Here is a 20,489-nt window from a genome sequence, read left to right on the forward strand (position 1 = left end):
ATTATTAGTGCAAATTTTACACCTTTTTATGAATGGTATTTATAAAATATTCATATGTGTAATATTTTCAAAAATCCAATATATTATAATTAAATAAATAGAATGGCTTATATCCATGATTGCTATTTTTAGTTATGGAAAGGATACTGGTTCTGGATGCCAGTGAGAGCCTTGGATTTAGATTTTCCAAGGATTATACCGATAAATATGAAATCATGCCATTATCCAGTGAGCATGGGCTTTATTCCCTGTTAAAATCCATTGAGAACCTGAATGATGATTTTGATTTTGTCATTAATAATTTTGAGATATCATATTATAATAGAAACACCGATTTGTTTGATTTAAATTTTAAAATGCAGGATATAATCAATGAAAAATTCAGATCCGCAAAAAAGATTTATATATCAACACAGATGGTATATTCATCATCCGGTGATAAAAAATCTGAGTCTGATAAAACTGAACCTGAAACATATTATGGAAGAACAAAGCTAATGGGTGAGGCCGAGGCAAAAAAGGATAATGATTATATTATATTCAGATCAGGTTTAATATATGGTAAATGTATTAAAAACATATATACGGACATACTTGTTTCACTTAGGGGAAGAACACCGTTGAAACTCGATAATAGCATAAGAATTAATCCAACACTGAACCGTGATGCCTCAATGGCAGTTGAGGCAATAATAAAATACAGCGACAATGATATATATAATCTGGCATCACCTGATAATATGACGCTTTATGATTTTGGCAGGAACATTGCGGGTGCACTGAATGTTGATAATTATAATTTCATAAAAATAAACAGTTCTAATTGTTATAATTACGATGTATCGTCAGAAAAAATTGAGAAAACTCTTAATTTTAAATTTTCAACATTGAACCTCATGAATTTTATGACATTTCTCAGGTAAGTACTTTGTTTGTCTTTAAATGGCCTATTTCAATTTAAAAATATAAAAAAATATTTATTACAAAAAATTGGATTTAATGAATAGTTTAAAACCCTTAATGTTATTACATATTATGATTGTTTTATCCACTGTTGGAAAGCTGCATAATGAAATAAAAAATTACACATATAAGGATCTTGCAGACCTGCCCGGATCACTTGGCTATCATGAGGTGTTCATAGCATATACTTCTGAGAAAGAATATAATAAAAATCCTGATGATTTCCCTGAAATATCAATGCTAAAAAGGTCCTATAATATTTATTTCAACGGTATAGACATGGATTTTTACAGAAATATTGAAAATGAATATAAAATAAGGCCGGAAAATGCGGAAACAACCACCAAAAAGAATCTTCTTGATATGCTCAATTCAATTACAAGGACGTATTTGGAGGGCTACTGGAAGGATGGTGATACAATAAATTCTGAGCTTACAGATAGCGTTTTTAGGGCAAAGCATAAATTCATGCTATCAATGAATCCGGATTACGAGGAAAAATACTGGGTGCCAATGCATGAAGAGATCTTTAAAAATATAATAAAAATAAACAGAGATCTTGCAATAATATCAGAGGTTGAAAGCTCGTTTTATTTTAAGGATAAATTAAAAAAATTATGATGTAATTTTATCGACAAAATTGCATCTTAATATGACCTTTGCCTTGCTAAGTGTTTTCGGTATTATTACATTTTTAACATTTATTATTGATATAACGTATTTATCAAACTGCTCACCGGTAATATCTGTAAATGTTAGATTTTCTATGTTTTTAAAGACTATTTTCCTTCCTATTTCCTCAAGATCCTTCCCGGATATATCCAGATCCTTTATGTTTTCTATATATTCCGATGAACCCTCCTTAAGGCCCTTTATAAAGTTATCTGATAAATGCTTTGCATTATCTATTGAACCAACAAATGACCTGTATGCCTCATCTGTTATCTGCCCAATTGTTTTTCCAGTATCGCTGGATAATTTCTGTATTCTTTTATAAAGGTCTGAGCTTACACCCTTTATTGAAATTGTCTTTCTTATGACTGTCTCGTCCTCTGCATCCTCTTCCTTATTTTCAAGTTCCTTTTTTTCTGCCATAACTATCAGGTAATAATGGCTTATAAGTATATAAGTTTATTGGTTTACCAGATTACCTATAATTTATCAATTACATCCATTATGTTATCACCGGGCTTTATGCCAAGCTCCAATGCCCTCTGTGAGCATGAATTTACCTTTGAATTCAATACATCATTTATGTCATTTACGCCGGTTACCCTTACGGCTATATCTCCCATTGCATTTGCAGCGTCAATGTTCAGGTAACCACACATGATATACCCTGTTTCTCCCTTTAAAACAACCATTGGTGCCTTGGTTCCGAGCTTAACATTAATGTACTCATATTTTTTCCCCTTAATATTTACCTCCTGATCTATCATGAATTATAAATATAAATGTAATATAATTAATTTATGAAATGTAATATATTAATTTTGCATAGCCATTTTTATGGCATCAAATATTAAAATAACATTCCTTGGCACAGGTGGCTCATTACCAAAACCGGGAAGGGCACTGCCTGCAGTTGCAGTCCACATTGATGATGTCCTTAACCTATTTGACTGCGGTGAGGGCACACAGAAGCAGATTATGAAGAGTTCTATTTCGTACATGGATATTAAAAACATATTTATTACCCATTTTCATGGGGACCATTTTCTGGGGCTTGCCGGCCTAATAAATACAATGTCATTCAGTGGAAGGGAAAATGACCTTAATATCTATGGCCCGCCCGGTGCAATATATTTTGTTAAAAAGATAATAGACCTTGGTTATTATTCATTGAATTTTAATATAAAAATTACAGAATTGGATTATGGAAAAACATATGACCTTGGAAAATTTTTATTAAGGACATTAAAAAGCGATCATCCCGTACCTGCAATATCATATTCCATTGAGGAGAAGGATGCATATAAAATTGATAGAAATCTGGTGGATAAAATAAATTTTCCGGTGAATAAACTGGAGGCCTTAAGGTCCCTGGGCAGGCTGGAAATAAACAACAAAATTTTCAAAATAGAGGATGTTTCACTGGGCATAAAGAAGGGAAGAAAAATAGTTTACAGCGGGGATACCAGACCGTTAAATTCCATGGTGGAATTTGCCAAAAATGCAGATGTTTTAATCCACGATTCAACAATGGATTCATCCATGGAGCCCATGGTAAATGAATACGGCCACACATCATCCAGACAGGCTGCGGAAATAGCAAGGGATGCAAATGTGAAAAAATTATATTTATTCCATTACAGCGCAAGGTACAATGATCTTAAAATTCTTCTTAATGATGCATTAAGCGTGTTCCCAAGAACATATTTGAGCACAGAATTAATGGATGTGGATGTTCCAAAGGATACAGAGGTTATTCCCCTGCATTAGATTCTACAAATTCCTTTATTCTTTTTAATGCATTTTCTGCACCTGATTCAAAATGCCCCTGCAACCTTCGTGAAAATAGGATTAATGATGGGCCGAGCCTGATATTCCATTCTGTTGTAAGTATGCTCTTATTTCCATCGTATTTAATTGTATTTTTTGTATATCCTGTAAATGGGCCCTTAATGTAATTCTGTATAAATATGAAGCTATTCCTGTCAAATTCAAAGGTGCTAACAGCCCTTGATGGGAATGCAAATTTTACATCATACCTGTTTTCACCTATTTTATTTATTTCCCTTGTTCCATGCCAGAAATCAGGAATTCTTGGGATATCTGTAATTACCTTATATATAACATCCGGTTTTGAATTTATCTCTATTGACCTTGCAAATTTTAATTCCTTCATAATTGTAAATAAGGTTAATATTTTAAACTTTTGTTTTATGCACCGTATTTTTCTGACCTATCTGAATATGAAAGGAGCAATGGCATAATGTCAAGGCTTGTAATTTTATAATATCCAAGGGATACGCTTGCCTCATCAAATGTTTTAACATAATCCCTGGTTATTCCTGATGTTGATATTAATATCGGCACAGGATCGCCGGTATGATCGCCAAAACTGCATGGTGTGCTATGGTCACCTGTTACCGCTATTACTGTTGTATCCAGAAGTTTTTTAAGCCCCTCCATGGCACGATCAGTTTTTTCAATTACCTCCCTTTTAAGCTCGGGCTTTCTGTCATGGCCGGCAATATCTGTGCCCTTAATATTTACAAGGACAAAATCATGTGTTTTCAGGGCATCCACGGCAGCTGATATTACATTTTCATAATTTGTATCGGTTCTGCCTGTCATTCCCGAAACATTAAGAATGTCAAATCCTGCCATTCTTGCTATTCCCCTTATCAATGGTGTGCCTGAAACACATGCGGCCTTTAAACCATAAAGCTTTTCAAAGGATGGCATTTCTGGAAGTTTACCTGCGCCACGGATCATTATCTCATTTGCAGGCTTCTCTCCATTCTGAATCCTCTTCTTGTTAACCTCGTGGTTATTTAATATCTCTCTTGATCTAATAAGAAATTTATTGATAACACTGGATGTAAATTCCCCCTCCGGTGACAGTGGTTTTGTAAGCATAATATCAGAATTTATTGCATGCGGATCTGTTTCACTGACCCTATCAGAAAGGTTTGGCCCGCGGATAACCAGTGCTGCGCGATGCTCCACACCAGATTTTATTATAAATTTAACACCGTCTATCTCAGTTTCAAGGGACCTTGAAAGCTCTGTGGTATCCTTTATACGCCCTGCACGGCGGTCTGTTACCCTTCCATTTTCCACCGATGCAAAGTTTGCCCTAAATGCAACATCCCCCGGCTGAAGGTCTATGCCTAGACCAAGTGCCTCGAATGGACCACGGCCTGTGTAATATTCCCTTGGATTATAACCAAGTATTGATAAATGCGATGTATCCGATCCGCTTCTGATGCCAAAACCTACTGGGGACATTAAACCGGTAACTCCATTATCTGCAAGGTAATCCAGATTTGGCTTAAATGCAGCCTGAAGTGCAGTTTTATTGCCAAGGGCCCTGTTAGGCCTGTCACCAAGTCCATCCAGTATTATTAATAAAATCTTTTTCATAATTCAGAATGCCATTGAATAATTAAAATTTATCATTGAAATAAACCCTTTTGAAATTCCAGCGCTTTTCCATTGAGGACCTTCTTCCAATAAGAATATGATCAATTTTTTCCTCATAATCCAGTTTAAAATTTTTATATTTTTCAAGTATTTTATTTAGTTCGTCATCGTGTATGTTTTTCCTGGCTATGCTTAAATGTGGAACAAACTCTGATGAATTAATTACATTATCCTTTAAAGCATTATTAATCAGATCATGGAGTCTCCTAAATTCATATGGATAAATTACTTTAAGATAAACAATATAAAAAATTCTGCCGTTTTTTTCCCTCTGAAAATAATCAAGCCCATCGAAGCCTATGTTAAAAGCCTTTATATTTTTGCAGACATTATACACTTTATCCATGTCAAGATGCCTGTAATCCTTTAAATATGCAAGTGTTATATGCACGCCCTTATTGCTTAATGTGCCTATGTAACCGTATTCATTGCTAATTCTTTTCTTTAATAATGTTACCCTGCGCCTTGTTTTTAATCCAGGCTTTACTATTAATGTATAATACATAATTTTTATTCCACAAATGTGTTTTTTAATTCCCCTATTTTATCGATTTTTACAGTAACGTTATCACCCGGCTTTATCCAGATTCTTTTATCCTCTGGCATGCCAAGTATCACGCCTGACGGTGTTCCCGTAGATATTACGTCCCCGGGCATTAACGTTATGTATTTTGATATATAGCTGATAAGCTCATCCACGGGGTGTATCATGTAATCAGTGGATGAGTTCTGCCTCAGATCATTATTAAGATAGGTCTGTATTCTTAAATCCTGAGGATCCGGAATTTCATCCGCAGTAACAATGTATGGCCCATTGGGGAAGAAGCCATCAAAGCTCTTGCCTATAAACCACTGGCCATTCAAAAATTGCATTTTCCTCGAGCTTACATCATTTGCAATAAAATAGCCAAAAACATGGTCAAGTGCATCCCTTTTTGAAACATCCCTGGCCTTTTTTCCAATCATAACACCAAGCTCACCCTCGTAATCAACATTCATGTTTTTTAATATCCTTACCCTGCTGTTATTTCCTGTTAATGAATTATTTGATTTTAAAAATAAGACAGGGTCATCAAACGATTTCTCCCGTGTTTCATCAATATGTGTTTTATAATTGAGCCCTATGCATATAATGTTTGAGGATTTATCAACTGCTGATTCAAATGAATAATCATATGATTCGAATTCATTAATGTTCTCAATTTTTTTAAAATCCTCACGGTCAAGGTCCTTTATGGCCTGCTTTTTTACCCCAAAATTATCAGCCAGTGCGATTTTATTACCATTGAAAAGCGCAATATGCCTTTTATTATCTATGCTTACTATGCCAAGCCTCATGCAATAATAATAATTAATTCTATATATAATTTTTATAAATGAAAAAATGGTAATTATTAAAAATTAAGGAAATATAATATTATATTAATTTATAAATAAATTAAGTGCCCTCTGTATAGCTGTCCATATATTTTAACTGTTCATCTGTAAGCCTATCTATTTTTATATTAAGCACATCCAATTCTATTTCCGCAACCTGCCTGTCAATCTCCTCCGGCACAGGATAAACCCTGTTCTGAAGCTTTTCATGGTTTTTGACAATATACTCTGCGGTAAGTGCCTGAAGTGAAAAGCTTAAATCCATGATTTCCACGGGATGACCCTGCCCTGATGCCAGATTAAGCAACCTGCCATCTGATATTACATTTACCGTATTTCCATTTTCAAGCCTGTACTCGGTGACCATGTTTCTTACCTGTGTTTTTCCAAGGCTTCTCCTGTTAAGGTCATCAACGGCTATTTCATTGTTAAAATGCCCAACATTGCCCAGTATTATGCCCTTTTTGGCGGCAAGCATATCATCGTATGATATTACATTCTTCATACCGGTGGCCGTAAAGGCAATATCAGCATTTCTTATTGCATGATTAATTGTATCAACGTTAAAGCCATCCATTACAGCCTCAATGGCCTTCACCGGGTCAACCTCTGTCACTGTAACATCGGCACCCATGCCCTTCAGCCTCATGGCAACACCCTTGCCAACCCAGCCGTAGCCTGCAACTATTACGTGCTTACCTGCAATTAATATATTTGTTGCATTCATAAAGCCGTCAAGTGCGCTCTGGCCTGAGCCATAACGGTTATCAAAAAGGTGCTTCATCTGTGCATCATTTACATCAAACATTGGGAATTTTAATGCACCAGCCCTCTCCATAGCCTTTAACCTAACAACACCGGTGGTTGTTTCCTCATTTCCCCCCATAAGGTTTTTAACAATTTCGGGTTTTGATGACACAAGGTTGGTAAGGTCCCCGCCATCATCGATAATAATATCAGGAATCTCATCTATGGTTTTCTCTATATTTTCATAGTATTCTTTCTCTGTTTCACCCTTTCTTGCAAAAACCTTCATATTATAATCATTCTTTAATGATTCAACAACAGAATCATCAGAACTCAGTGGATTGCAGGATGCAAGCCTGACATCGGCACCACCCTCCTTTAATAATAATGCGAATATGCCAGTTTTTGCCTCAACGTGAAGCGCCATCGCAATTTTAATTCCCTTCAGGGGTTTTTCTTTTAAAAATCTCTCCCTTATTTTTTGTGAAACACCCATATGATCGCGTGCCCACTTTAATCTAAGATATCCAGAATTTTCCATCGCCATCAGTCTAGTATGCCTTTGACATTTAAAAGTATTCCCATATCAACGGACATTATCTCAAAAATAATCTTCCTTTTTTTTAAATTAAAAAGATCGGTGCCGTTTAATACTATTCCAGGATTTATATAAATATAAAATTCATCAAACAGTTTTTTGTCAATGAACTGGTTAATAACATTTGACCCACCCTCCACAAGGATGCTCTTAATACCATAATTATAAAGTTCATCCAAAATATATTCTATGCTGGTGTTTTTTACAAATAATGTTGATGCATTATCTATTTTTTTGTTATATTTTGATACAATGATTGTTTTTATCCTGCCATCGAATACATGATAATTCCCTGAAAGCTTGAGATTTCCGTCAAGGACTATTCTGCATCTGGAATTATTTAATTCTGGATTGTCATTGATAACAGTGTTTGCACCGATAAGAACCGCATCGACCCTTCTTCGTATATCCATAACCCTTTGAAGGTCATTGTCACTGGATATTTTGCACCTTCCCGATGCAGATGATATTTTCCCATTAAGCGCCATGGCAACATTAATTATAATGTACGGTCTCATACACTGGTATTGTTTCATATTATAACAATTTTGAGGTATTACTATTTTTTAAGTAACTTATTATTAAGTAAATACTAAATTAATAAATAATATAAAATAATTATCAGAACAATGATTATTACGGGCAACATTTACCATAATGGAAGGATCATACCCGGAACATTGGACCTTGAAAATTTTCGCTTCCGTGAGGGTATTTCCAGTAATGGATTATATGGCACACTGATACCGGCACCTGTAAATTTTCACACCCATGTTGGTGATTCATTTATTAAGGAGGAACCAAGGGGGACCATACCGGAAATAGTTGGTCCGGGCGGGCTCAAGCACAGGCTTCTCGATAATGCAACAGATGATGAAATTATAAAATATATCTCGATGACAAATCTATTCATGGAGGGATCAGGCACCGTGGCATATGTTGATTTCCGTGAGCAGGGAATTCATGGCATAAATTTAATAAAAAGGTCTGCGGCAAATTATATAAGGCCTGTAATACTGGGAAGGCCGTATAATAATGATAATATAGATGACATTATAAAAAATGCAGACGGCATAGCACTGAGTTCATTAAATGATATTGACTTTAATACTGCCATGGAATGTTCAAAAAAAGCACACAGTGCGGGAAAAATTTTTGCAATGCATTTCAGTGAAAATGTTAATGAGGATATAAACAAAATATTAATGCTAAAACCTGATTTTCTTGTACATGGCATTGAGGCCTCGGACAGCGACCTTGATATGATAGGACATTTAAGAATACCCATTGTGATAACGCCAAGGTCAAACATATTTTATGGAAAAAGGCCGGATTACTCAAGATATTTGGCACGTGGTATTGATTTATTGCTGGGTACCGATAATGTTTTTGTTACAGAGCCGGATATGTTTTCGGAAATGGATTTTCTTTACAGATACCAGAGGTTTTTCAATTATATTGAACCTGAAAAAATATTATCAATGGCTATTGAAACACCAAGAAGATTTCTGTATAATCATAATATTAAAATTCCAGACAGGTACATTTTCTTTGAGAATGAGCTGTTAAATGAATACGATATAATTACCAAGGCACATTATTATAAACCGGAAATATTACCCAATATTAAGTAACTACTAAAAAGTTAAATATGATTATGCCATAAGCAGATTATGATTTCCAGTGCGTTGCAGAGCCTTAGATCAGGCAAACCAGTTTTAATATTCGATTCCAGCGATCGTGAGGGTGAAACAGATATAGTTGTTGCATCACAGTTTGTCACACCACAGATAATAAGAATGATGAGAAAAAACGGTGGCGGATTAATATGCACAACGATTAAATCATGCCACGCCAGAAAAATTGGGCTTCCACTTTTGGAGGATTTATATTCCAGTAATCTTTCAATGGGAAGGGCATTAACAGACACCAATGATATGAAATATGATAAAAGCAGCACATTTTCAATAACAGTGAATTCAAGGGATACATTTACCGGAATACCGGATATTGATAGATCAAAAACTGTAAATCATATTGCAGATTTTATTGGTAATATAAAAAATGAAAAACCAGAGGATTTTGCAAGAATCTTCAGGGCACCAGGCCATATTCACCTGCTGATAGCAACCGATGGTTATTTTAAAAATCGGAGGGGCCATACAGAGCTAAGCACATACCTTGTAGAGCAGGCCGGCCTAATACCAAGTGCAACCATAGTTGAAATGCTTTCTGACTCTGGATATTCAATGACATATGATGAAACAAAAAAATATGCAGACGAAAATTCACTTGATATAATAACAGGCGATGAAATTATAAAATACTGGGGTGAAAATCATTGAAGACCATAGGAATTGCAGATACAAATTTTGCCAGATATGACATGGCCTCATCTGCCATTGATGAGCTATATAAAACTGGCACGGGTTTTACAATAGAGAGATACACTGTTCCGGGCATAAAGGACCTTCCGGTTGCATGCAAAATACTCTTTGAGGACTATAAATGTGATATAGTAATGGCATTTGGAATGCCCGGGCCCATGCCTGTTGATAAAATGTCTGCACAGATTGCATCCACAGGCCTCATGGAGGTACAGCTGCAGGAAAAAAAGCACATTATAGAGGTTTTCGTCCATGAGGATGAGGCGGACTCCGATGATATGCTGGCATGGCTCTGCGATTCCAGGGCCAGGGAGCATGCATTAAATGCATACTATCTTATATTTGATAGGGAAAAATTAATTGAAAATGCGGGCATGGGACTCAGGCAGGGATTTCCTGATAAGGGTCCGGTCGGTGGTTCCATGGGAGGGCACAGACACTAGGTGATTTAAATGGATAAAATAAATATTGGAATAGTTGTTGCCGAATTTAATTATGATATAACAATGATGATGCTCCAGCGGGCAAGAGAATATGCAGAATTTCTTGGTGTAAATGTTTCAAGGGTATTCAGGGTTCCTGGCACATTTGACATGCCGCTTGCAATTAAAAAACTTTTGAAACTCGATGATGTTGATGGGGTTGTAACCCTGGGTGCGGTAATTAAGGGGGAAACAGATCATCACAGGGTAATCATGGACAATGCGGCAAGAAAAATCACGGATTTATCCCTTGAATTTGAAAAGCCCGTTGCACTTGGCATATCCGGATCAGGGGAATCCAGATTGCAGGCAGAGGCAAGAATAGAGATGGCAAAGGATGCTGTTGAGAGCTGTGTTAAAATGATAAAATCATTAAGAGATCTAAAATAAAAATTAATTTTAAATTATTTTTTAATTTTACTTATAAAATATTCATGTATTCTCGGATCTCCAGTTAACTCCGGATGAAAAGTAAGTGCCATTATATCAAGGTTTTTATCTGTAACAAATACAGCCCTGTTATTTAATTCAGATAATATATTTACATTTCCTGGAACCTCTATTTCAGGTGCTCTTATAAATACTGCATTAAATGCGCCCATTCCATTTATTTGAACCTCCTTAATAAATGAATCAACCTGCCTGCCGTATGCATTTCTTTTAATGGTTATATCAAGAAGTCCCATACCTGTTACGCGATCATCTCCTGTATCTTTAGATAATATAATTGCCCCCGCGCATGTTCCCATAACTGCAAGATCATTATTTAATGCCATTGATTTAATTTTATCGTATAAATTATTTTTAATAAGGAATTTATAAATTACAGTGCTCTCGCCACCGGGTATGATTAAACCATCAATATTTTCAAGGTCATTAACAGAATTCACCTTAACAGGTGATACATTATATTTTCTTTTAAGCGATTTTATCATGTCAAAATGTTCCTGAACATCGCCCTGAATATTTAATATGCCTATATTCATGCGATGATAATTCCATACAAATATAAAATTTATTAGATTTTTAAAAATTTATGAATGAAAGATTTCAGGATTATTATACAAACCATATATATTATTTACATGAAAGAATACACAAAATTTAAATTAAAATTTAGAAATTTCTATATATGGTTATTTATATTAAAATCCGATAAACTGGTAAATTAACTTTTGCATTAATTTGAAAAAATTTAATAATGCTTAAAGCATAATATTAACTGTTGACTATGGATATAACCTATAAATTTGAATATGAAAGCTGCTTTGCGGCCCGCCTTGTTCAGGAATTGAATGTTGATGTAAAGCTTCTCAAAAAATATTACAGTGATGATCTCTTACAGGAAACAATTTTTGTATATTCAACAAATGAAGATAAATTAAAACTTGTTATTCCATACCTTAAAGACCATATGAATATATCAGATTATGATATAATATCCCAGAATGAACATTCTGTTGTTGTAAAGGTCACAACAAATTCGTGCCCACTCCTAACAATATTAAAAAAATTAGATACAGATAAGAAACCTTTGGTGGAAAAAATAGATTCAAATGGCATTATAGAATGGAATATAGAACTTGATGCATTATCTGATTTAAATTATATATCCGATGCATTAAAAACAAAATATAATGTTAAAAATGTATCCAGAAAGATAAATAAGATCAAAAAGCAGGATCCAAAATCTGAATACATACTCCATGAGGCATATGAGCTCGGTTATTTTGATACACCCAAAAGGATTGGGCTTGAGGAGCTTTCAGTTATATTACATATTCCACCAACAACACTGGATCTTATTTTAAGGGATTCTGTAAAAAAGGTATTAAAAAATAACTTTTCCAAGCAAACATACTAATAGTATATTTTTTTATATAATGCTGTAAACATTTGTTTTTCATATATAAACGTTAATATAAGCCATAGTAATACTTTATCATGAATGCCAGAAGGCCATACGTTGCAGGCGCATTTTATCCAGATGATAGGAATGAACTTTTAAAAATGCTTGATTTGTACATGTCCCAGGATTTTCCGCAAATCAAATTTAAAAAAATTATAGGTATAATAGTGCCCCATGCCGGTTATATTTACTCTGGATCAACAGCGGCATATGCCTATAATATCCTCAGGGGTATTGAAAAGCATGATTTTATTATTATTGGCCCAAACCATTACGGATATCCGAGGCACCCGTCAATATATCCCGATGGTTTCTGGGAAACACCACTAGGTGATGCAAAGGTGGATTCAGATCTATCAAAAGTATTAATTAAAAAATCAGGAATTATACAGGAGGATAGGGAGGCACATGATATAGAGCACTCAATCGAGGTTCAGATCCCATTTCTTCAGTACATATTTGACAATAATTTTGAATTCGCACCGATTATACTTGGAGACCAGAGCATGCATACAGCAAAGAGCATTGCAGAAACCATATATTCATTAAACAGAATACCGCCGGTTATAATCAGTTCCGATTTAAATCATTACCTAAGTTATGACGAAAATAACAGAAATGATGATATTATTATAAATGACATATTAAAATTGAATCTGACAAGGTATTATGATGATATAAATCAATATGATATAACAGCATGCGGTTTTGGTGCAATTGCAGTACTTATGTATATAACAAAACGCATGGGAGGAAAAATAAGGATTTTGCACCACAGCAACTCCGGCGATGCATTCGGGGATAAAAGGCGTGTGGTGGGCTACGGTGCATTTTTATCATATATTGAATAACATTATATATTAAATTAGCAATATTATAAATGTATGGAAGTTTCACTTTACAAAAATATTGATGATAAAATCATGTGCACAGCCTGCCTAAGGTACTGCAGATTATCAGATGGACAGACAGGCTACTGCGGTGTCAGGACAAATGTTAATGGTCATCTGAATTTAAGTGTGTATAATATGCCATACAGCTTTAACATTGATCCGATAGAGAAAAAACCGGTGCTGCACATGTATCCAGGTGCGGATATACTATCATTTGGCACAACAGGATGCAATTTCGGCTGCCTTTACTGCCAGAATTACGATATGAGCCAGAGAAGAAAGGCTGATGGCGTTTATTACACACCGGAGGATGTTGTTAACCTTGCCATGGAATATAACACTGATGGCATAGCATACACATACAATGAGCCCACCATATTTATGGAGTATGCCAGGGACATAGGATTAATTGCCAGAAGGCATGGATTAATCAACATTTTTGTTACAAACGGTTATGAAACAGATGAATCGATGAAAATGGCATCGGAATTTCTGGATGCCATGACTGTTGACTTTAAGGGCAATGGAAATAAATATTTTTATAATAAATACATCTCGGTTCCATCCGCCGAAGGAATTTTTAATACAATAAAAAATGCGGTTAATTATGGAATACATACAGAAATAACCGATTTAATAATTCCTGATATTGGCGATAGCCTTGATGATGCAAGAAAAATGCTGGAAAAAATTATGAACATTGCAGGGCCCTATATACCTGTAAGCTTTCTAAGGTACCATCCAGATTATAAGTTAAACATACCAGAAACGCCATTAAATACATTAATTGCACATCATGATCTGGCAGTGTCAATGGGCTTTAAATATGTTTACCTCGGCAATGTACATGAGGTGAATTATGAGAACACATACTGCCCGGTTTGCCATAGCCTGCTCATATCAAGAAGGGGCTTTTATTCACGGGTAACCGGCCTTGATTCAAATGGAAGGTGCAAAAATTGTGGATACATAACCGGAATAAAATTATTAAGAAACAAAAAATTAATTAAAGGATAATTTGCTTTTATAAGCATATGGCACATTTAATTCTATTATGTGCTTTTTTGATTTGAGCCTGTCCTTTATATATTCGTCAAGAAACTGCGGGCTTATGTAATAAACCATCAAAAAATCAATTCTTACCTCATTATCGTCCATGGATTCTATTTTATGGAACATATAATCACAGGATAAAGGTGCTATAAGATATCTTGATATTTCATGCCTTATCATTATGTATATCATTTCCGTGGACCCTCATCTATGGAATAAAACCTTTTGATCTTACCATTCTGATCTATTATATCCCTGTACTTTATTTTACCCTCCCAGATAAGCCTTGCAAGGTCTATGTGCAATGTGAAATAATCATCGAGGCTTATATTCATTGATTTAAGGATCTCATCTGCAGTATACTCCATATTTCTGTTTTTTGTTAAAAAGTTATAAATCTCTGATTTAAGGTCAAAGCCAGTATTTTTATTTTCCATATTATCACAATGAATTATTTTATGTGTATTTATACTTTATATTCTTTAATGATTCCTCAAGGTCAATAAAATTAATCCTGGTGTTTTTTATAACATCACCGGTAATTGTAACATATCTCTGATTTTTCCACATTTCAAATCTTGATTCACCCTCAAATTTTCTGTTAACAAACCATTTGGGAATATCGCCTTTAATTATCCCACGTATGCCCGTACCGCTTGGAGATTTTTCAAAATATGTGTCCCATTTTAATATATTCTGGGCCCATTCCATGATATTTTTATTATCTATGACATGGTCAAGGTCAAGACCGATGTAATCATTCGTTAATACGAATCCAATGCCAAAATGGTTTTTCCGTGCACTGTCCAAAACTGTATCAAAATCAGACCATGTGCCTTTATCGTCCACCGATGCAAATTTCCCATCGGGCTTAATCGGCGGCTTTGTGATCTTCCCCTTTATTTCTATAATCCTCCAGTTAACCCAGTGGTCAATGCTTTTTAATTCCTCCGGTATATTTTCAGGAAATATCCTTGTGTAATATTCCTTATTAATGTTTAATGCCACAATAATATATTTTTATGTATTTATTAAATCTTTAGTTTTAATTCTCAAAAATTTTATAGATTAAAATAATAATCATCAATGGATGATAATATAATAAAAAATGCATGGCTGCTTCCAATTTCTGAAAATGGAGTTTACAATATGCATTTTCTGGATAATTTATACCTGCAGAGAATTTATTCTGGAAAGTATGTATCAGAGAAATTAAGGTTTAAGCTTGAGGATAGATTTATAGAATCTTTAAATGATCCGGGTGCGATTTTGCCAACTGAAACAGAGGACAATTACCAGAATTTCATGAAAAATCTTAATGAATTGATATCGGGTGCCAGCAATGCACCTCTTAGTAATAATTATGATATGCATATAGATTATAATAATATAAAATCTGTGGAATTTTATTCAGGTGATGATCAGAATCTTGGTTATATAAATATCACATGTGATAATTCATACAAATTCCTTTTAATGCACGAGAATATTAATAGGCATGCCGGCCTTGATGGCGAAAGCGCAAAAAATATTATTAATATATTAGAATCGAAAATAAAAAATGGGATAAAAATAATAAACAAACAGTAATATTTTTCTTTTTAAATATAATAATATATCATGGATTTTTCTGTTGATAATGATAAAATATTATTTAAAGACGAATATTCATTTGCATTTCTCGATATAAGGCCTGTTTTTAAGGGCCACGTGCTTCTCGTGCCATTAAATTTTTATAAAAATATCTTTGAAATTCCACCAGATGTTCTCTCGATAATATCCAAAAATGTAAAGCTTATATCAACAGCGGTAAAAAATGCAATTAAATGCGATGGCATTTTAATTATAAACAACAATATTGTGAGCCAGAGTGTTGATAGGTTCCATATTCATATTATACCTAGAAATCGTGGTGATGGCCTCCGTGGATTTATGTGGCCCAGGCAGAAATATCAAAATGATGATGAATATAATTATTATATGAATATAATTAAAATCGAAATAAAAAATGCCTTAAAAAATCCCTAAATTTATTTTTAAAAAATTATATTTGCTGATCAAAGGAAGTGGTGCTTTTTCTCCTTTTGATTGCCAAATTGATCTGGCTGCGGCTCATAAAAATCAATTCTGCCACACTGGGGGCACCGGTAAAGTGTAAAGGTCTGAGTGGTCTCTGCAAGGTCATTCCAGCCACCGAGAAACATTCCCCCTATACCTGTAAATCCACCAACCCTAAAATTCATATTCCCTATCTCATCCATATCAACCTTACAATTAGGACAGCTTTTTGATGACATATTAATTAATTTTATATTATTATTTAAATTTTTGTTCGCATTGCATTAAAGATACTCATAAGGAAAAATATAAAAAATTTTAGTTGCAAAATATAAAGTGTTAATCCAATACTTAGAGATAAATTTAATATGAAAATTTTAATAATAAGCCAATGGATTTTTCTGATGAATACCGAAAAATCCTCTGGTGGCTTCTAATAGCCACAAGGGGTGGCGAAAAAAGAATAGAAATCATAAAAATTTTGAGGAAAAATCCAGAGAACCTCTATAAATTAAGCGAGGACCTTAATGTAAATTATAGAACTGCAGAGCACCATGTAAAGGTTTTGCTTAATAATAACATAATAAAAAGGATGGGAAATGGCTATGGCTCTGTTTATTTTTTATCAGATTACTATGATAAACATTTTGATATAATAGAGGAAATAATTAAAAATTATAAATAATTGGCATATAATTTGCATATAACTTTGAAATAAAGGTATATATAGATATTTTATAAATTTAATGATAACCATGAACTGGAAGGTAATTGGTGTAATATTTATAGTCCTAACCGTGATTTTTGCAGGCGTTTTGATAGCCGTAATGTACACGGATGGTTCAACAATAGCACATGATAACAAGGAGATTAAGAATTTATCAACAACAGAGGTTGATAGCATGGCAATGAACCACTGGAATCAGATAGCAATTGAAAACCAGTCATTAATAATGAAGCAGTATGCAAGCAATGCAACATTATACTGGATTGGAGGCCCATTAAATGGTGTATACCATGGATATTCAAGCATTAACACAACATGGGGCAAATTCTTTGGAATGTGGAGTGCAGTTTGGTTCTATGCGTCAACCAATACTACAAATAATCCGGTAATTACCGTGCATGGAAATTATGTAAATGTAACCTCCAATTTCCTGCAGTTTGTATTATTAAACAACACAGGTGTGCCATTCTACATAAATACAACATACTCGCTGGAATATGAAAACATGAGCCCGCATTCAACAACACCCCACTTTGAAATAATAAGCGAAACATTTAAAATAATAGGAAAGGGTGGATTAAAAGAAATTGAATGAAAAATTTTATTATCTATTTTTTTATTTTATAAGTATAATATAATTTATGGTGAACAAAAGATGGAATTATTATGGATATCCAATATAGGGCTAATTTCGGCTGAATTTATACTGTTCCTTTCTATATTCTTGGTTTTTCTCAGGTCATATAAACAAACCGGTGCCAAAATATATTCACAGATTATAATAATTTCATTAATATTTATGGTTCAGAGTGTAACAACCATATATGTTTACTTCATGTTCTCAAGATTCCTCGGATATGAGGTATCACTTCCGCTTTTAATAATTAACATATTCGGAATAATAGCAATAATTCTTCTCTTTAGATTTATGAAGCAGTAATTATTTGTTATAATAAAATATTGTTAAGCCCAGAATTGTGAAATATATTAAAAAAATTCCATTAAAAACATACTGTATTAGGCCTGTAAATATATATCTGTATAATGAATAAAATGTCCCTGATAATGTTAAAAATATCATTAAAATATTTGGCCAGATTCCTTTTATGGGTATTTTTGTCGAATCCCCCTTTGGGGTAACTTTAAAGGATGTTCTTTTTCCTATTAGGGCATAAAAGGCAGATTTAACAAGGACAGGACTTATTATAAAGGTTAGCGAGATATTCCTTAAAACCGGAATGATGGATTTATTAATGCTGTATACTGTTATGGAAAATGCAAAGAATTCAAATATTATATAAAATCCAAGAATAAAGATGTATATTTTTGGCGTAATAATTGATACAATGTTAAAAAATATGAATAACAGGGGAAATAAGAGCATAATAATGTTCACGGTACCAACAAAATACCATGATGTGGTCACAAGATATCCAATTTTCTGCCTTATTGTTAATTTTTTTCTTCTAAATAGAAGTTTTAGAACCCTGAAAAATATGGCCATGGAACCCTGTGACCACCTTGACTGCTGAATAAAATAAGAGTTTAACGTTTCCGGTGCCTCACCAGATGCAAGTGGCCGGTTATAATAAATGGTCTTGTAACCTGCCTCATGTATTTTAATTGACGTTGCCAGGTCTTCGGTTACATTCTGTTCATCAAATCCGCCAACTTTTTTAATTATGCTCGTTCTGTACAGCACATTTGAACCGCATGAAAACATGCTATCCTCAAGGCTTTTTCCCTGCGTTATAAAATTGTAAAAAACCTCCTGTATGTCGTTTGCACCCTTTGCAACATGGGTATTATTATTAACATACCTCTGTGGGACCTGTATCAATGCTATTTTATCGTCCTCCTCCATAATTGGAAGTATTTCTGTTAAAAATTCAGGAAGTGGTACCTGATCGGCATCAAAAACGGCAAAGTATTTTGTATTTATGGATTTAAGCACATCGTTTAATGCCCCTGCCTTGTAACCCCTGCGGTTTTCCCTGTGCACATAAATGAAATTATATTTTTTTGCAAGGTTCATAATTGCAGCCTGCTTATTCCTATCGGTTGAATCATCGAGTATATACGGTATGCCATTCCCCCTGCGGCACATCAGTTTTACATTCAACATTGTGTTTTCCAGAACATCAGGGGATTCATTAAATGTTGCTATAAATACAGAGGTCTGGAACGGAAAATACCTGCTGAAATAATATGTTACAGTTTCCTCATATTTTGTTGATGCCGTAACATAATAATACGAATATGAAAGTGAATGCATTATAAAAAATCCGTTGATTAATATTAAAATAATGCTAAGAATTCTTTCAATTAGTGTTTTATCAAATAATATTAAGGAATATATTAAAAAGTATAAATAAAGAAGTATGGCTATTAATGAAAAAAAGGCAAGGATATATAGCCTTATCTTCATGTACTCACTTTAATTCGAGCCTGCCATCCGGGGTTATGTTGAATTCAAAGATCCTTTTTGAATTATCCCTCAGGCTAAATTTTTTGATTATAAAAACGTTTTTTATTAGATTAACATCGATTACGGTGCCTATTTCGGCTATGCCGATGAAAAACATATCCTCGATTGGATTTGAATTTATAATGTTAATGAATTTTGTTGCAACTATAACGCAGTCAAGGTTTCTTAATTCATTAAACAGGTATCTTATGCTTTCCTCGTTTGAATTTATTTCCAGTGGTTCTATTGAGTCTATTACAAGCCTTTTTATATTATATTTTGTGAGCTACCTCATGCCAAGGCAATGAGGCTTCCTGATTCATCGACCACACTTATCCTTACATACGGGCTTATATTAATCCCTTCAGGGACAGAGGTGAAGGTCTCCACAGGCGTAAATTCCCTATGCTCCACAGGTACATTTATATTTAAATTAAGTTCATTAAAATATCTTTTTAATTTATTATATTTATTTCTTAATAGTTCATTTATTTTTATAATTCCATAATATAGATCATTTAATGTTGAATTATAATCCCTATTAATTATAAAACCACAATTAGGGCATTTATATATTCTATCATTTAAATTTATATTGTATTTATTATGGCATTTGGAGCATTCCTTGGTTGTTGGCAGGAACCTATCCAGTAATATAAATGTTGAGGCCTTATGT

General features: G+C 33.9%; 32 protein-coding genes. 16 read left to right on the forward strand and 16 right to left on the reverse strand.

Annotated features, from left to right (window positions below):
• Window positions 1-134 precede the first annotated feature (134 nt).
• Together TZ01_RS08690 and TZ01_RS09300 are read left to right on the forward strand one after the other, a co-directional pair.
• Entirely contained in the window at window positions 135-923 is a 789-nt protein-coding gene (locus tag TZ01_RS08690) for a sugar nucleotide-binding protein (protein ID WP_048102469.1), read from the forward strand.
• A gap of 112 nt (window positions 924-1,035) precedes the next feature.
• Window positions 1,036-1,584: a hypothetical protein gene (locus tag TZ01_RS09300; protein WP_052656886.1), complete on the forward strand. Its 549-nt coding sequence runs from the start codon at window positions 1,036-1,038 to the stop codon at window positions 1,582-1,584.
• On the opposite strand, the gene TZ01_RS08700 is transcribed toward TZ01_RS09300, so the two are convergent.
• Window positions 1,579-2,058, reverse strand: coding sequence for a hypothetical protein (locus TZ01_RS08700; RefSeq protein WP_048102471.1), 480 nt, complete (start codon window positions 2,056-2,058; stop codon window positions 1,579-1,581). The genes TZ01_RS09300 and TZ01_RS08700 overlap by 6 nt on opposite strands.
• 56 nt (window positions 2,059-2,114) lie before the next feature.
• Complete coding sequence (locus tag TZ01_RS08705) at window positions 2,115-2,402, reverse strand: YunC family protein (RefSeq protein ID WP_048102473.1); 288 nt, start codon at window positions 2,400-2,402, stop codon at window positions 2,115-2,117.
• A gap of 70 nt (window positions 2,403-2,472) precedes the next feature.
• On the opposite strand from TZ01_RS08705, the gene rnz reads away from it, so the two are divergent.
• Window positions 2,473-3,405: a ribonuclease Z gene (rnz, locus tag TZ01_RS08710; RefSeq protein WP_048102474.1), complete on the forward strand. Its 933-nt coding sequence runs from the start codon at window positions 2,473-2,475 to the stop codon at window positions 3,403-3,405.
• Here the strand turns inward: rnz and TZ01_RS09305 are convergent.
• The 6 genes from TZ01_RS09305 to TZ01_RS08740 all read right to left on the reverse strand — a co-directional run bounded on the left by TZ01_RS09305 (window position 3,389) and on the right by TZ01_RS08740 (window position 8,355).
• Window positions 3,389-3,811, reverse strand: a complete 423-nt coding sequence (locus TZ01_RS09305; RefSeq protein ID WP_052656887.1) for a hypothetical protein — start codon at window positions 3,809-3,811, stop codon at window positions 3,389-3,391. The genes rnz and TZ01_RS09305 overlap by 17 nt on opposite strands.
• Window positions 3,812-3,846: 35 nt before the next feature.
• A complete protein-coding gene (locus TZ01_RS08720) occupies window positions 3,847-5,055 on the reverse strand; it encodes a 2,3-bisphosphoglycerate-independent phosphoglycerate mutase (protein ID WP_048102476.1) in 1,209 nt (402 codons plus the stop codon).
• A 22-nt stretch (window positions 5,056-5,077) separates the two neighbouring features.
• The gene (locus TZ01_RS08725; RefSeq protein WP_048102478.1) at window positions 5,078-5,620 is read right to left on the reverse strand and encodes a 2'-5' RNA ligase family protein; all 543 of its coding nucleotides are present in this window, start codon (window positions 5,618-5,620) and stop codon (window positions 5,078-5,080) included.
• Between the two features lie 5 nt (window positions 5,621-5,625).
• Complete coding sequence (locus TZ01_RS08730) at window positions 5,626-6,453, reverse strand: fumarylacetoacetate hydrolase family protein (protein ID WP_048102479.1); 828 nt, start codon at window positions 6,451-6,453, stop codon at window positions 5,626-5,628.
• Between the two features lie 100 nt (window positions 6,454-6,553).
• Entirely contained in the window at window positions 6,554-7,780 is a 1,227-nt protein-coding gene (locus tag TZ01_RS08735; RefSeq protein ID WP_048102558.1) for an adenosylhomocysteinase, read from the reverse strand.
• Window positions 7,781-7,785: 5 nt separating this feature from the next.
• Entirely contained in the window at window positions 7,786-8,355 is a 570-nt protein-coding gene (locus tag TZ01_RS08740) for a dihydrofolate reductase family protein (RefSeq protein ID WP_048102481.1), read from the reverse strand.
• A gap of 111 nt (window positions 8,356-8,466) precedes the next feature.
• Between TZ01_RS08740 and TZ01_RS08745 the strand changes: the two genes are divergently transcribed.
• Genes TZ01_RS08745 through ribH form a run of 4 tightly spaced genes read left to right on the forward strand, consistent with a single transcriptional unit; the run spans window position 8,467 to window position 11,096 of the window.
• Window positions 8,467-9,471, forward strand: coding sequence for an amidohydrolase family protein (locus TZ01_RS08745; RefSeq protein ID WP_048102482.1), 1,005 nt, complete (start codon window positions 8,467-8,469; stop codon window positions 9,469-9,471).
• A gap of 39 nt (window positions 9,472-9,510) precedes the next feature.
• Window positions 9,511-10,182: a 3,4-dihydroxy-2-butanone-4-phosphate synthase gene (ribB, locus tag TZ01_RS08750; RefSeq protein ID WP_048102484.1), complete on the forward strand. Its 672-nt coding sequence runs from the start codon at window positions 9,511-9,513 to the stop codon at window positions 10,180-10,182.
• On the forward strand, window positions 10,179-10,667 hold the full coding sequence (gene ribC / locus TZ01_RS08755) for a riboflavin synthase (RefSeq protein WP_048102485.1): 489 nt from the start codon (window positions 10,179-10,181) through the stop codon (window positions 10,665-10,667). The genes ribB and ribC overlap by 4 nt, the downstream gene beginning before the upstream one ends.
• 9 nt (window positions 10,668-10,676) lie before the next feature.
• The gene (gene ribH, locus TZ01_RS08760) at window positions 10,677-11,096 is read left to right on the forward strand and encodes a 6,7-dimethyl-8-ribityllumazine synthase (RefSeq protein WP_048102486.1); all 420 of its coding nucleotides are present in this window, start codon (window positions 10,677-10,679) and stop codon (window positions 11,094-11,096) included.
• 14 nt (window positions 11,097-11,110) lie between these two features.
• On the opposite strand, the gene pdxT is transcribed toward ribH, so the two are convergent.
• Window positions 11,111-11,692, reverse strand: a complete 582-nt coding sequence (gene pdxT, locus TZ01_RS08765) for a pyridoxal 5'-phosphate synthase glutaminase subunit PdxT (RefSeq protein ID WP_048102487.1) — start codon at window positions 11,690-11,692, stop codon at window positions 11,111-11,113.
• Between the two features lie 245 nt (window positions 11,693-11,937).
• Here pdxT and TZ01_RS08770 point away from each other — a divergent pair, with 245 nt between their 5' ends.
• From TZ01_RS08770 to amrS, 3 genes are all read left to right on the forward strand, one after another.
• A complete protein-coding gene (locus TZ01_RS08770; protein WP_048102488.1) occupies window positions 11,938-12,570 on the forward strand; it encodes a helix-turn-helix domain-containing protein in 633 nt (210 codons plus the stop codon).
• 80 nt (window positions 12,571-12,650) lie between these two features.
• Complete coding sequence (locus TZ01_RS08775; protein ID WP_048102489.1) at window positions 12,651-13,466, forward strand: MEMO1 family protein; 816 nt, start codon at window positions 12,651-12,653, stop codon at window positions 13,464-13,466.
• A 33-nt stretch (window positions 13,467-13,499) separates the two neighbouring features.
• Window positions 13,500-14,525 carry an AmmeMemoRadiSam system radical SAM enzyme gene (gene amrS, locus TZ01_RS08780; protein WP_048102490.1) on the forward strand — a complete coding sequence of 342 codons (1,026 nt, stop codon included), beginning with the start codon at window positions 13,500-13,502 and terminating at the stop codon, window positions 14,523-14,525.
• Here the strand turns inward: amrS and TZ01_RS08785 are convergent.
• Genes TZ01_RS08785 through TZ01_RS08795 form a run of 3 tightly spaced genes read right to left on the reverse strand, consistent with a single transcriptional unit; the run spans window position 14,511 to window position 15,569 of the window.
• A complete protein-coding gene (locus TZ01_RS08785) occupies window positions 14,511-14,753 on the reverse strand; it encodes a hypothetical protein (protein ID WP_048102492.1) in 243 nt (80 codons plus the stop codon). The genes amrS and TZ01_RS08785 overlap by 15 nt on opposite strands.
• The gene (locus TZ01_RS08790; RefSeq protein ID WP_048102493.1) at window positions 14,750-14,998 is read right to left on the reverse strand and encodes a hypothetical protein; all 249 of its coding nucleotides are present in this window, start codon (window positions 14,996-14,998) and stop codon (window positions 14,750-14,752) included. The genes TZ01_RS08785 and TZ01_RS08790 overlap by 4 nt, the downstream gene beginning before the upstream one ends.
• A 19-nt stretch (window positions 14,999-15,017) precedes the next feature.
• Window positions 15,018-15,569, reverse strand: a complete 552-nt coding sequence (locus TZ01_RS08795) for a hypothetical protein (RefSeq protein WP_048102494.1) — start codon at window positions 15,567-15,569, stop codon at window positions 15,018-15,020.
• Window positions 15,570-15,647: 78 nt separating this feature from the next.
• Between TZ01_RS08795 and TZ01_RS08800 the strand changes: the two genes are divergently transcribed.
• Entirely contained in the window at window positions 15,648-16,151 is a 504-nt protein-coding gene (locus tag TZ01_RS08800; RefSeq protein ID WP_048102496.1) for a hypothetical protein, read from the forward strand.
• Between the two features lie 30 nt (window positions 16,152-16,181).
• A complete protein-coding gene (locus tag TZ01_RS08805) occupies window positions 16,182-16,589 on the forward strand; it encodes an HIT family protein (protein WP_048102497.1) in 408 nt (135 codons plus the stop codon).
• Between the two features lie 29 nt (window positions 16,590-16,618).
• Here the strand turns inward: TZ01_RS08805 and TZ01_RS08810 are convergent, their stop codons facing one another.
• Window positions 16,619-16,858, reverse strand: coding sequence for a nucleotide-binding protein (locus tag TZ01_RS08810; RefSeq protein WP_048102499.1), 240 nt, complete (start codon window positions 16,856-16,858; stop codon window positions 16,619-16,621).
• 152 nt (window positions 16,859-17,010) lie between these two features.
• On the opposite strand from TZ01_RS08810, the gene TZ01_RS08815 reads away from it, so the two are divergent.
• The 3 genes from TZ01_RS08815 to TZ01_RS08825 all read left to right on the forward strand — a co-directional run bounded on the left by TZ01_RS08815 (window position 17,011) and on the right by TZ01_RS08825 (window position 18,286).
• On the forward strand, window positions 17,011-17,304 hold the full coding sequence (locus tag TZ01_RS08815) for a winged helix-turn-helix domain-containing protein (protein WP_048102500.1): 294 nt from the start codon (window positions 17,011-17,013) through the stop codon (window positions 17,302-17,304).
• A 70-nt stretch (window positions 17,305-17,374) separates the two neighbouring features.
• Window positions 17,375-17,941, forward strand: coding sequence for a hypothetical protein (locus TZ01_RS09310; protein ID WP_156150354.1), 567 nt, complete (start codon window positions 17,375-17,377; stop codon window positions 17,939-17,941).
• Window positions 17,942-18,001: 60 nt separating this feature from the next.
• Window positions 18,002-18,286, forward strand: a complete 285-nt coding sequence (locus TZ01_RS08825) for a hypothetical protein (RefSeq protein WP_048102501.1) — start codon at window positions 18,002-18,004, stop codon at window positions 18,284-18,286.
• On the opposite strand, the gene TZ01_RS08830 is transcribed toward TZ01_RS08825, so the two are convergent.
• A complete protein-coding gene (locus TZ01_RS08830; RefSeq protein WP_048102503.1) occupies window positions 18,287-19,774 on the reverse strand; it encodes a glycosyltransferase family 2 protein in 1,488 nt (495 codons plus the stop codon).
• Between the two features lie 4 nt (window positions 19,775-19,778).
• Window positions 19,779-19,931 carry a hypothetical protein gene (locus TZ01_RS09645; RefSeq protein ID WP_156150355.1) on the reverse strand — a complete coding sequence of 51 codons (153 nt, stop codon included), beginning with the start codon at window positions 19,929-19,931 and terminating at the stop codon, window positions 19,779-19,781.
• Between TZ01_RS09645 and TZ01_RS09650 the strand changes: the two genes are divergently transcribed.
• Window positions 19,921-20,121: a hypothetical protein gene (locus TZ01_RS09650; protein WP_054964040.1), complete on the forward strand. Its 201-nt coding sequence runs from the start codon at window positions 19,921-19,923 to the stop codon at window positions 20,119-20,121. The two genes, TZ01_RS09645 and TZ01_RS09650, sit on opposite strands and share 11 nt — an antisense overlap.
• Here the strand turns inward: TZ01_RS09650 and TZ01_RS08835 are convergent.
• A partial coding sequence (locus TZ01_RS08835; RefSeq protein ID WP_048102504.1) for a zinc ribbon domain-containing protein occupies window positions 20,105-20,489 on the reverse strand: 385 nt, incomplete at its 5' end. The genes TZ01_RS09650 and TZ01_RS08835 overlap by 17 nt on opposite strands.

It is taken from the genome of Acidiplasma sp. MBA-1 (genome assembly GCF_000949015.1).
Lineage (GTDB): Archaea > Thermoplasmatota > Thermoplasmata > Thermoplasmatales > Thermoplasmataceae > Acidiplasma > Acidiplasma aeolicum.

Excerpts from the sequence above, each read along its gene's own strand:
- TZ01_RS08690 (WP_048102469.1), top strand. The coding sequence starts at position 135 with ATGGAAAGGATACTGGTTCTGGATGCCAGTGAGAGCCTTGGATTTAGA.
- TZ01_RS09300 (WP_052656886.1), top strand. The coding sequence starts at position 1,036 with ATGATTGTTTTATCCACTGTTGGAAAGCTGCATAATGAAATAAAAAAT.
- TZ01_RS08700 (WP_048102471.1), bottom strand. The coding sequence starts at position 2,058 with ATGGCAGAAAAAAAGGAACTTGAAAATAAGGAAGAGGATGCAGAGGAC.
- TZ01_RS08705 (WP_048102473.1), bottom strand. The coding sequence starts at position 2,402 with ATGATAGATCAGGAGGTAAATATTAAGGGGAAAAAATATGAGTACATT.
- rnz (WP_048102474.1), top strand. The coding sequence starts at position 2,473 with ATGGCATCAAATATTAAAATAACATTCCTTGGCACAGGTGGCTCATTA.
- TZ01_RS09305 (WP_052656887.1), bottom strand. The coding sequence starts at position 3,811 with ATGAAGGAATTAAAATTTGCAAGGTCAATAGAGATAAATTCAAAACCG.
- TZ01_RS08720 (WP_048102476.1), bottom strand. The coding sequence starts at position 5,055 with ATGAAAAAGATTTTATTAATAATACTGGATGGACTTGGTGACAGGCCT.
- TZ01_RS08725 (WP_048102478.1), bottom strand. The coding sequence starts at position 5,620 with ATGTATTATACATTAATAGTAAAGCCTGGATTAAAAACAAGGCGCAGG.
- TZ01_RS08730 (WP_048102479.1), bottom strand. The coding sequence starts at position 6,453 with ATGAGGCTTGGCATAGTAAGCATAGATAATAAAAGGCATATTGCGCTT.
- TZ01_RS08735 (WP_048102558.1), bottom strand. The coding sequence starts at position 7,780 with ATGGAAAATTCTGGATATCTTAGATTAAAGTGGGCACGCGATCATATG.
- TZ01_RS08740 (WP_048102481.1), bottom strand. The coding sequence starts at position 8,355 with ATGAGACCGTACATTATAATTAATGTTGCCATGGCGCTTAATGGGAAA.
- TZ01_RS08745 (WP_048102482.1), top strand. The coding sequence starts at position 8,467 with ATGATTATTACGGGCAACATTTACCATAATGGAAGGATCATACCCGGA.
- ribB (WP_048102484.1), top strand. The coding sequence starts at position 9,511 with ATGATTTCCAGTGCGTTGCAGAGCCTTAGATCAGGCAAACCAGTTTTA.
- ribH (WP_048102486.1), top strand. The coding sequence starts at position 10,677 with ATGGATAAAATAAATATTGGAATAGTTGTTGCCGAATTTAATTATGAT.
- pdxT (WP_048102487.1), bottom strand. The coding sequence starts at position 11,692 with ATGAATATAGGCATATTAAATATTCAGGGCGATGTTCAGGAACATTTT.
- TZ01_RS08770 (WP_048102488.1), top strand. The coding sequence starts at position 11,938 with ATGGATATAACCTATAAATTTGAATATGAAAGCTGCTTTGCGGCCCGC.
- TZ01_RS08775 (WP_048102489.1), top strand. The coding sequence starts at position 12,651 with ATGAATGCCAGAAGGCCATACGTTGCAGGCGCATTTTATCCAGATGAT.
- amrS (WP_048102490.1), top strand. The coding sequence starts at position 13,500 with ATGGAAGTTTCACTTTACAAAAATATTGATGATAAAATCATGTGCACA.
- TZ01_RS08785 (WP_048102492.1), bottom strand. The coding sequence starts at position 14,753 with ATGATATACATAATGATAAGGCATGAAATATCAAGATATCTTATAGCA.
- TZ01_RS08790 (WP_048102493.1), bottom strand. The coding sequence starts at position 14,998 with ATGGAAAATAAAAATACTGGCTTTGACCTTAAATCAGAGATTTATAAC.
- TZ01_RS08800 (WP_048102496.1), top strand. The coding sequence starts at position 15,648 with ATGGATGATAATATAATAAAAAATGCATGGCTGCTTCCAATTTCTGAA.
- TZ01_RS08805 (WP_048102497.1), top strand. The coding sequence starts at position 16,182 with ATGGATTTTTCTGTTGATAATGATAAAATATTATTTAAAGACGAATAT.
- TZ01_RS08810 (WP_048102499.1), bottom strand. The coding sequence starts at position 16,858 with ATGTCATCAAAAAGCTGTCCTAATTGTAAGGTTGATATGGATGAGATA.
- TZ01_RS08815 (WP_048102500.1), top strand. The coding sequence starts at position 17,011 with ATGGATTTTTCTGATGAATACCGAAAAATCCTCTGGTGGCTTCTAATA.
- TZ01_RS09310 (WP_156150354.1), top strand. The coding sequence starts at position 17,375 with ATGAACTGGAAGGTAATTGGTGTAATATTTATAGTCCTAACCGTGATT.
- TZ01_RS08825 (WP_048102501.1), top strand. The coding sequence starts at position 18,002 with ATGGAATTATTATGGATATCCAATATAGGGCTAATTTCGGCTGAATTT.
- TZ01_RS08830 (WP_048102503.1), bottom strand. The coding sequence starts at position 19,774 with ATGAAGATAAGGCTATATATCCTTGCCTTTTTTTCATTAATAGCCATA.
- TZ01_RS09650 (WP_054964040.1), top strand. The coding sequence starts at position 19,921 with ATGAAAAACATATCCTCGATTGGATTTGAATTTATAATGTTAATGAAT.
- TZ01_RS09645 (WP_156150355.1), bottom strand. The coding sequence starts at position 19,931 with ATGTTTTTCATCGGCATAGCCGAAATAGGCACCGTAATCGATGTTAAT.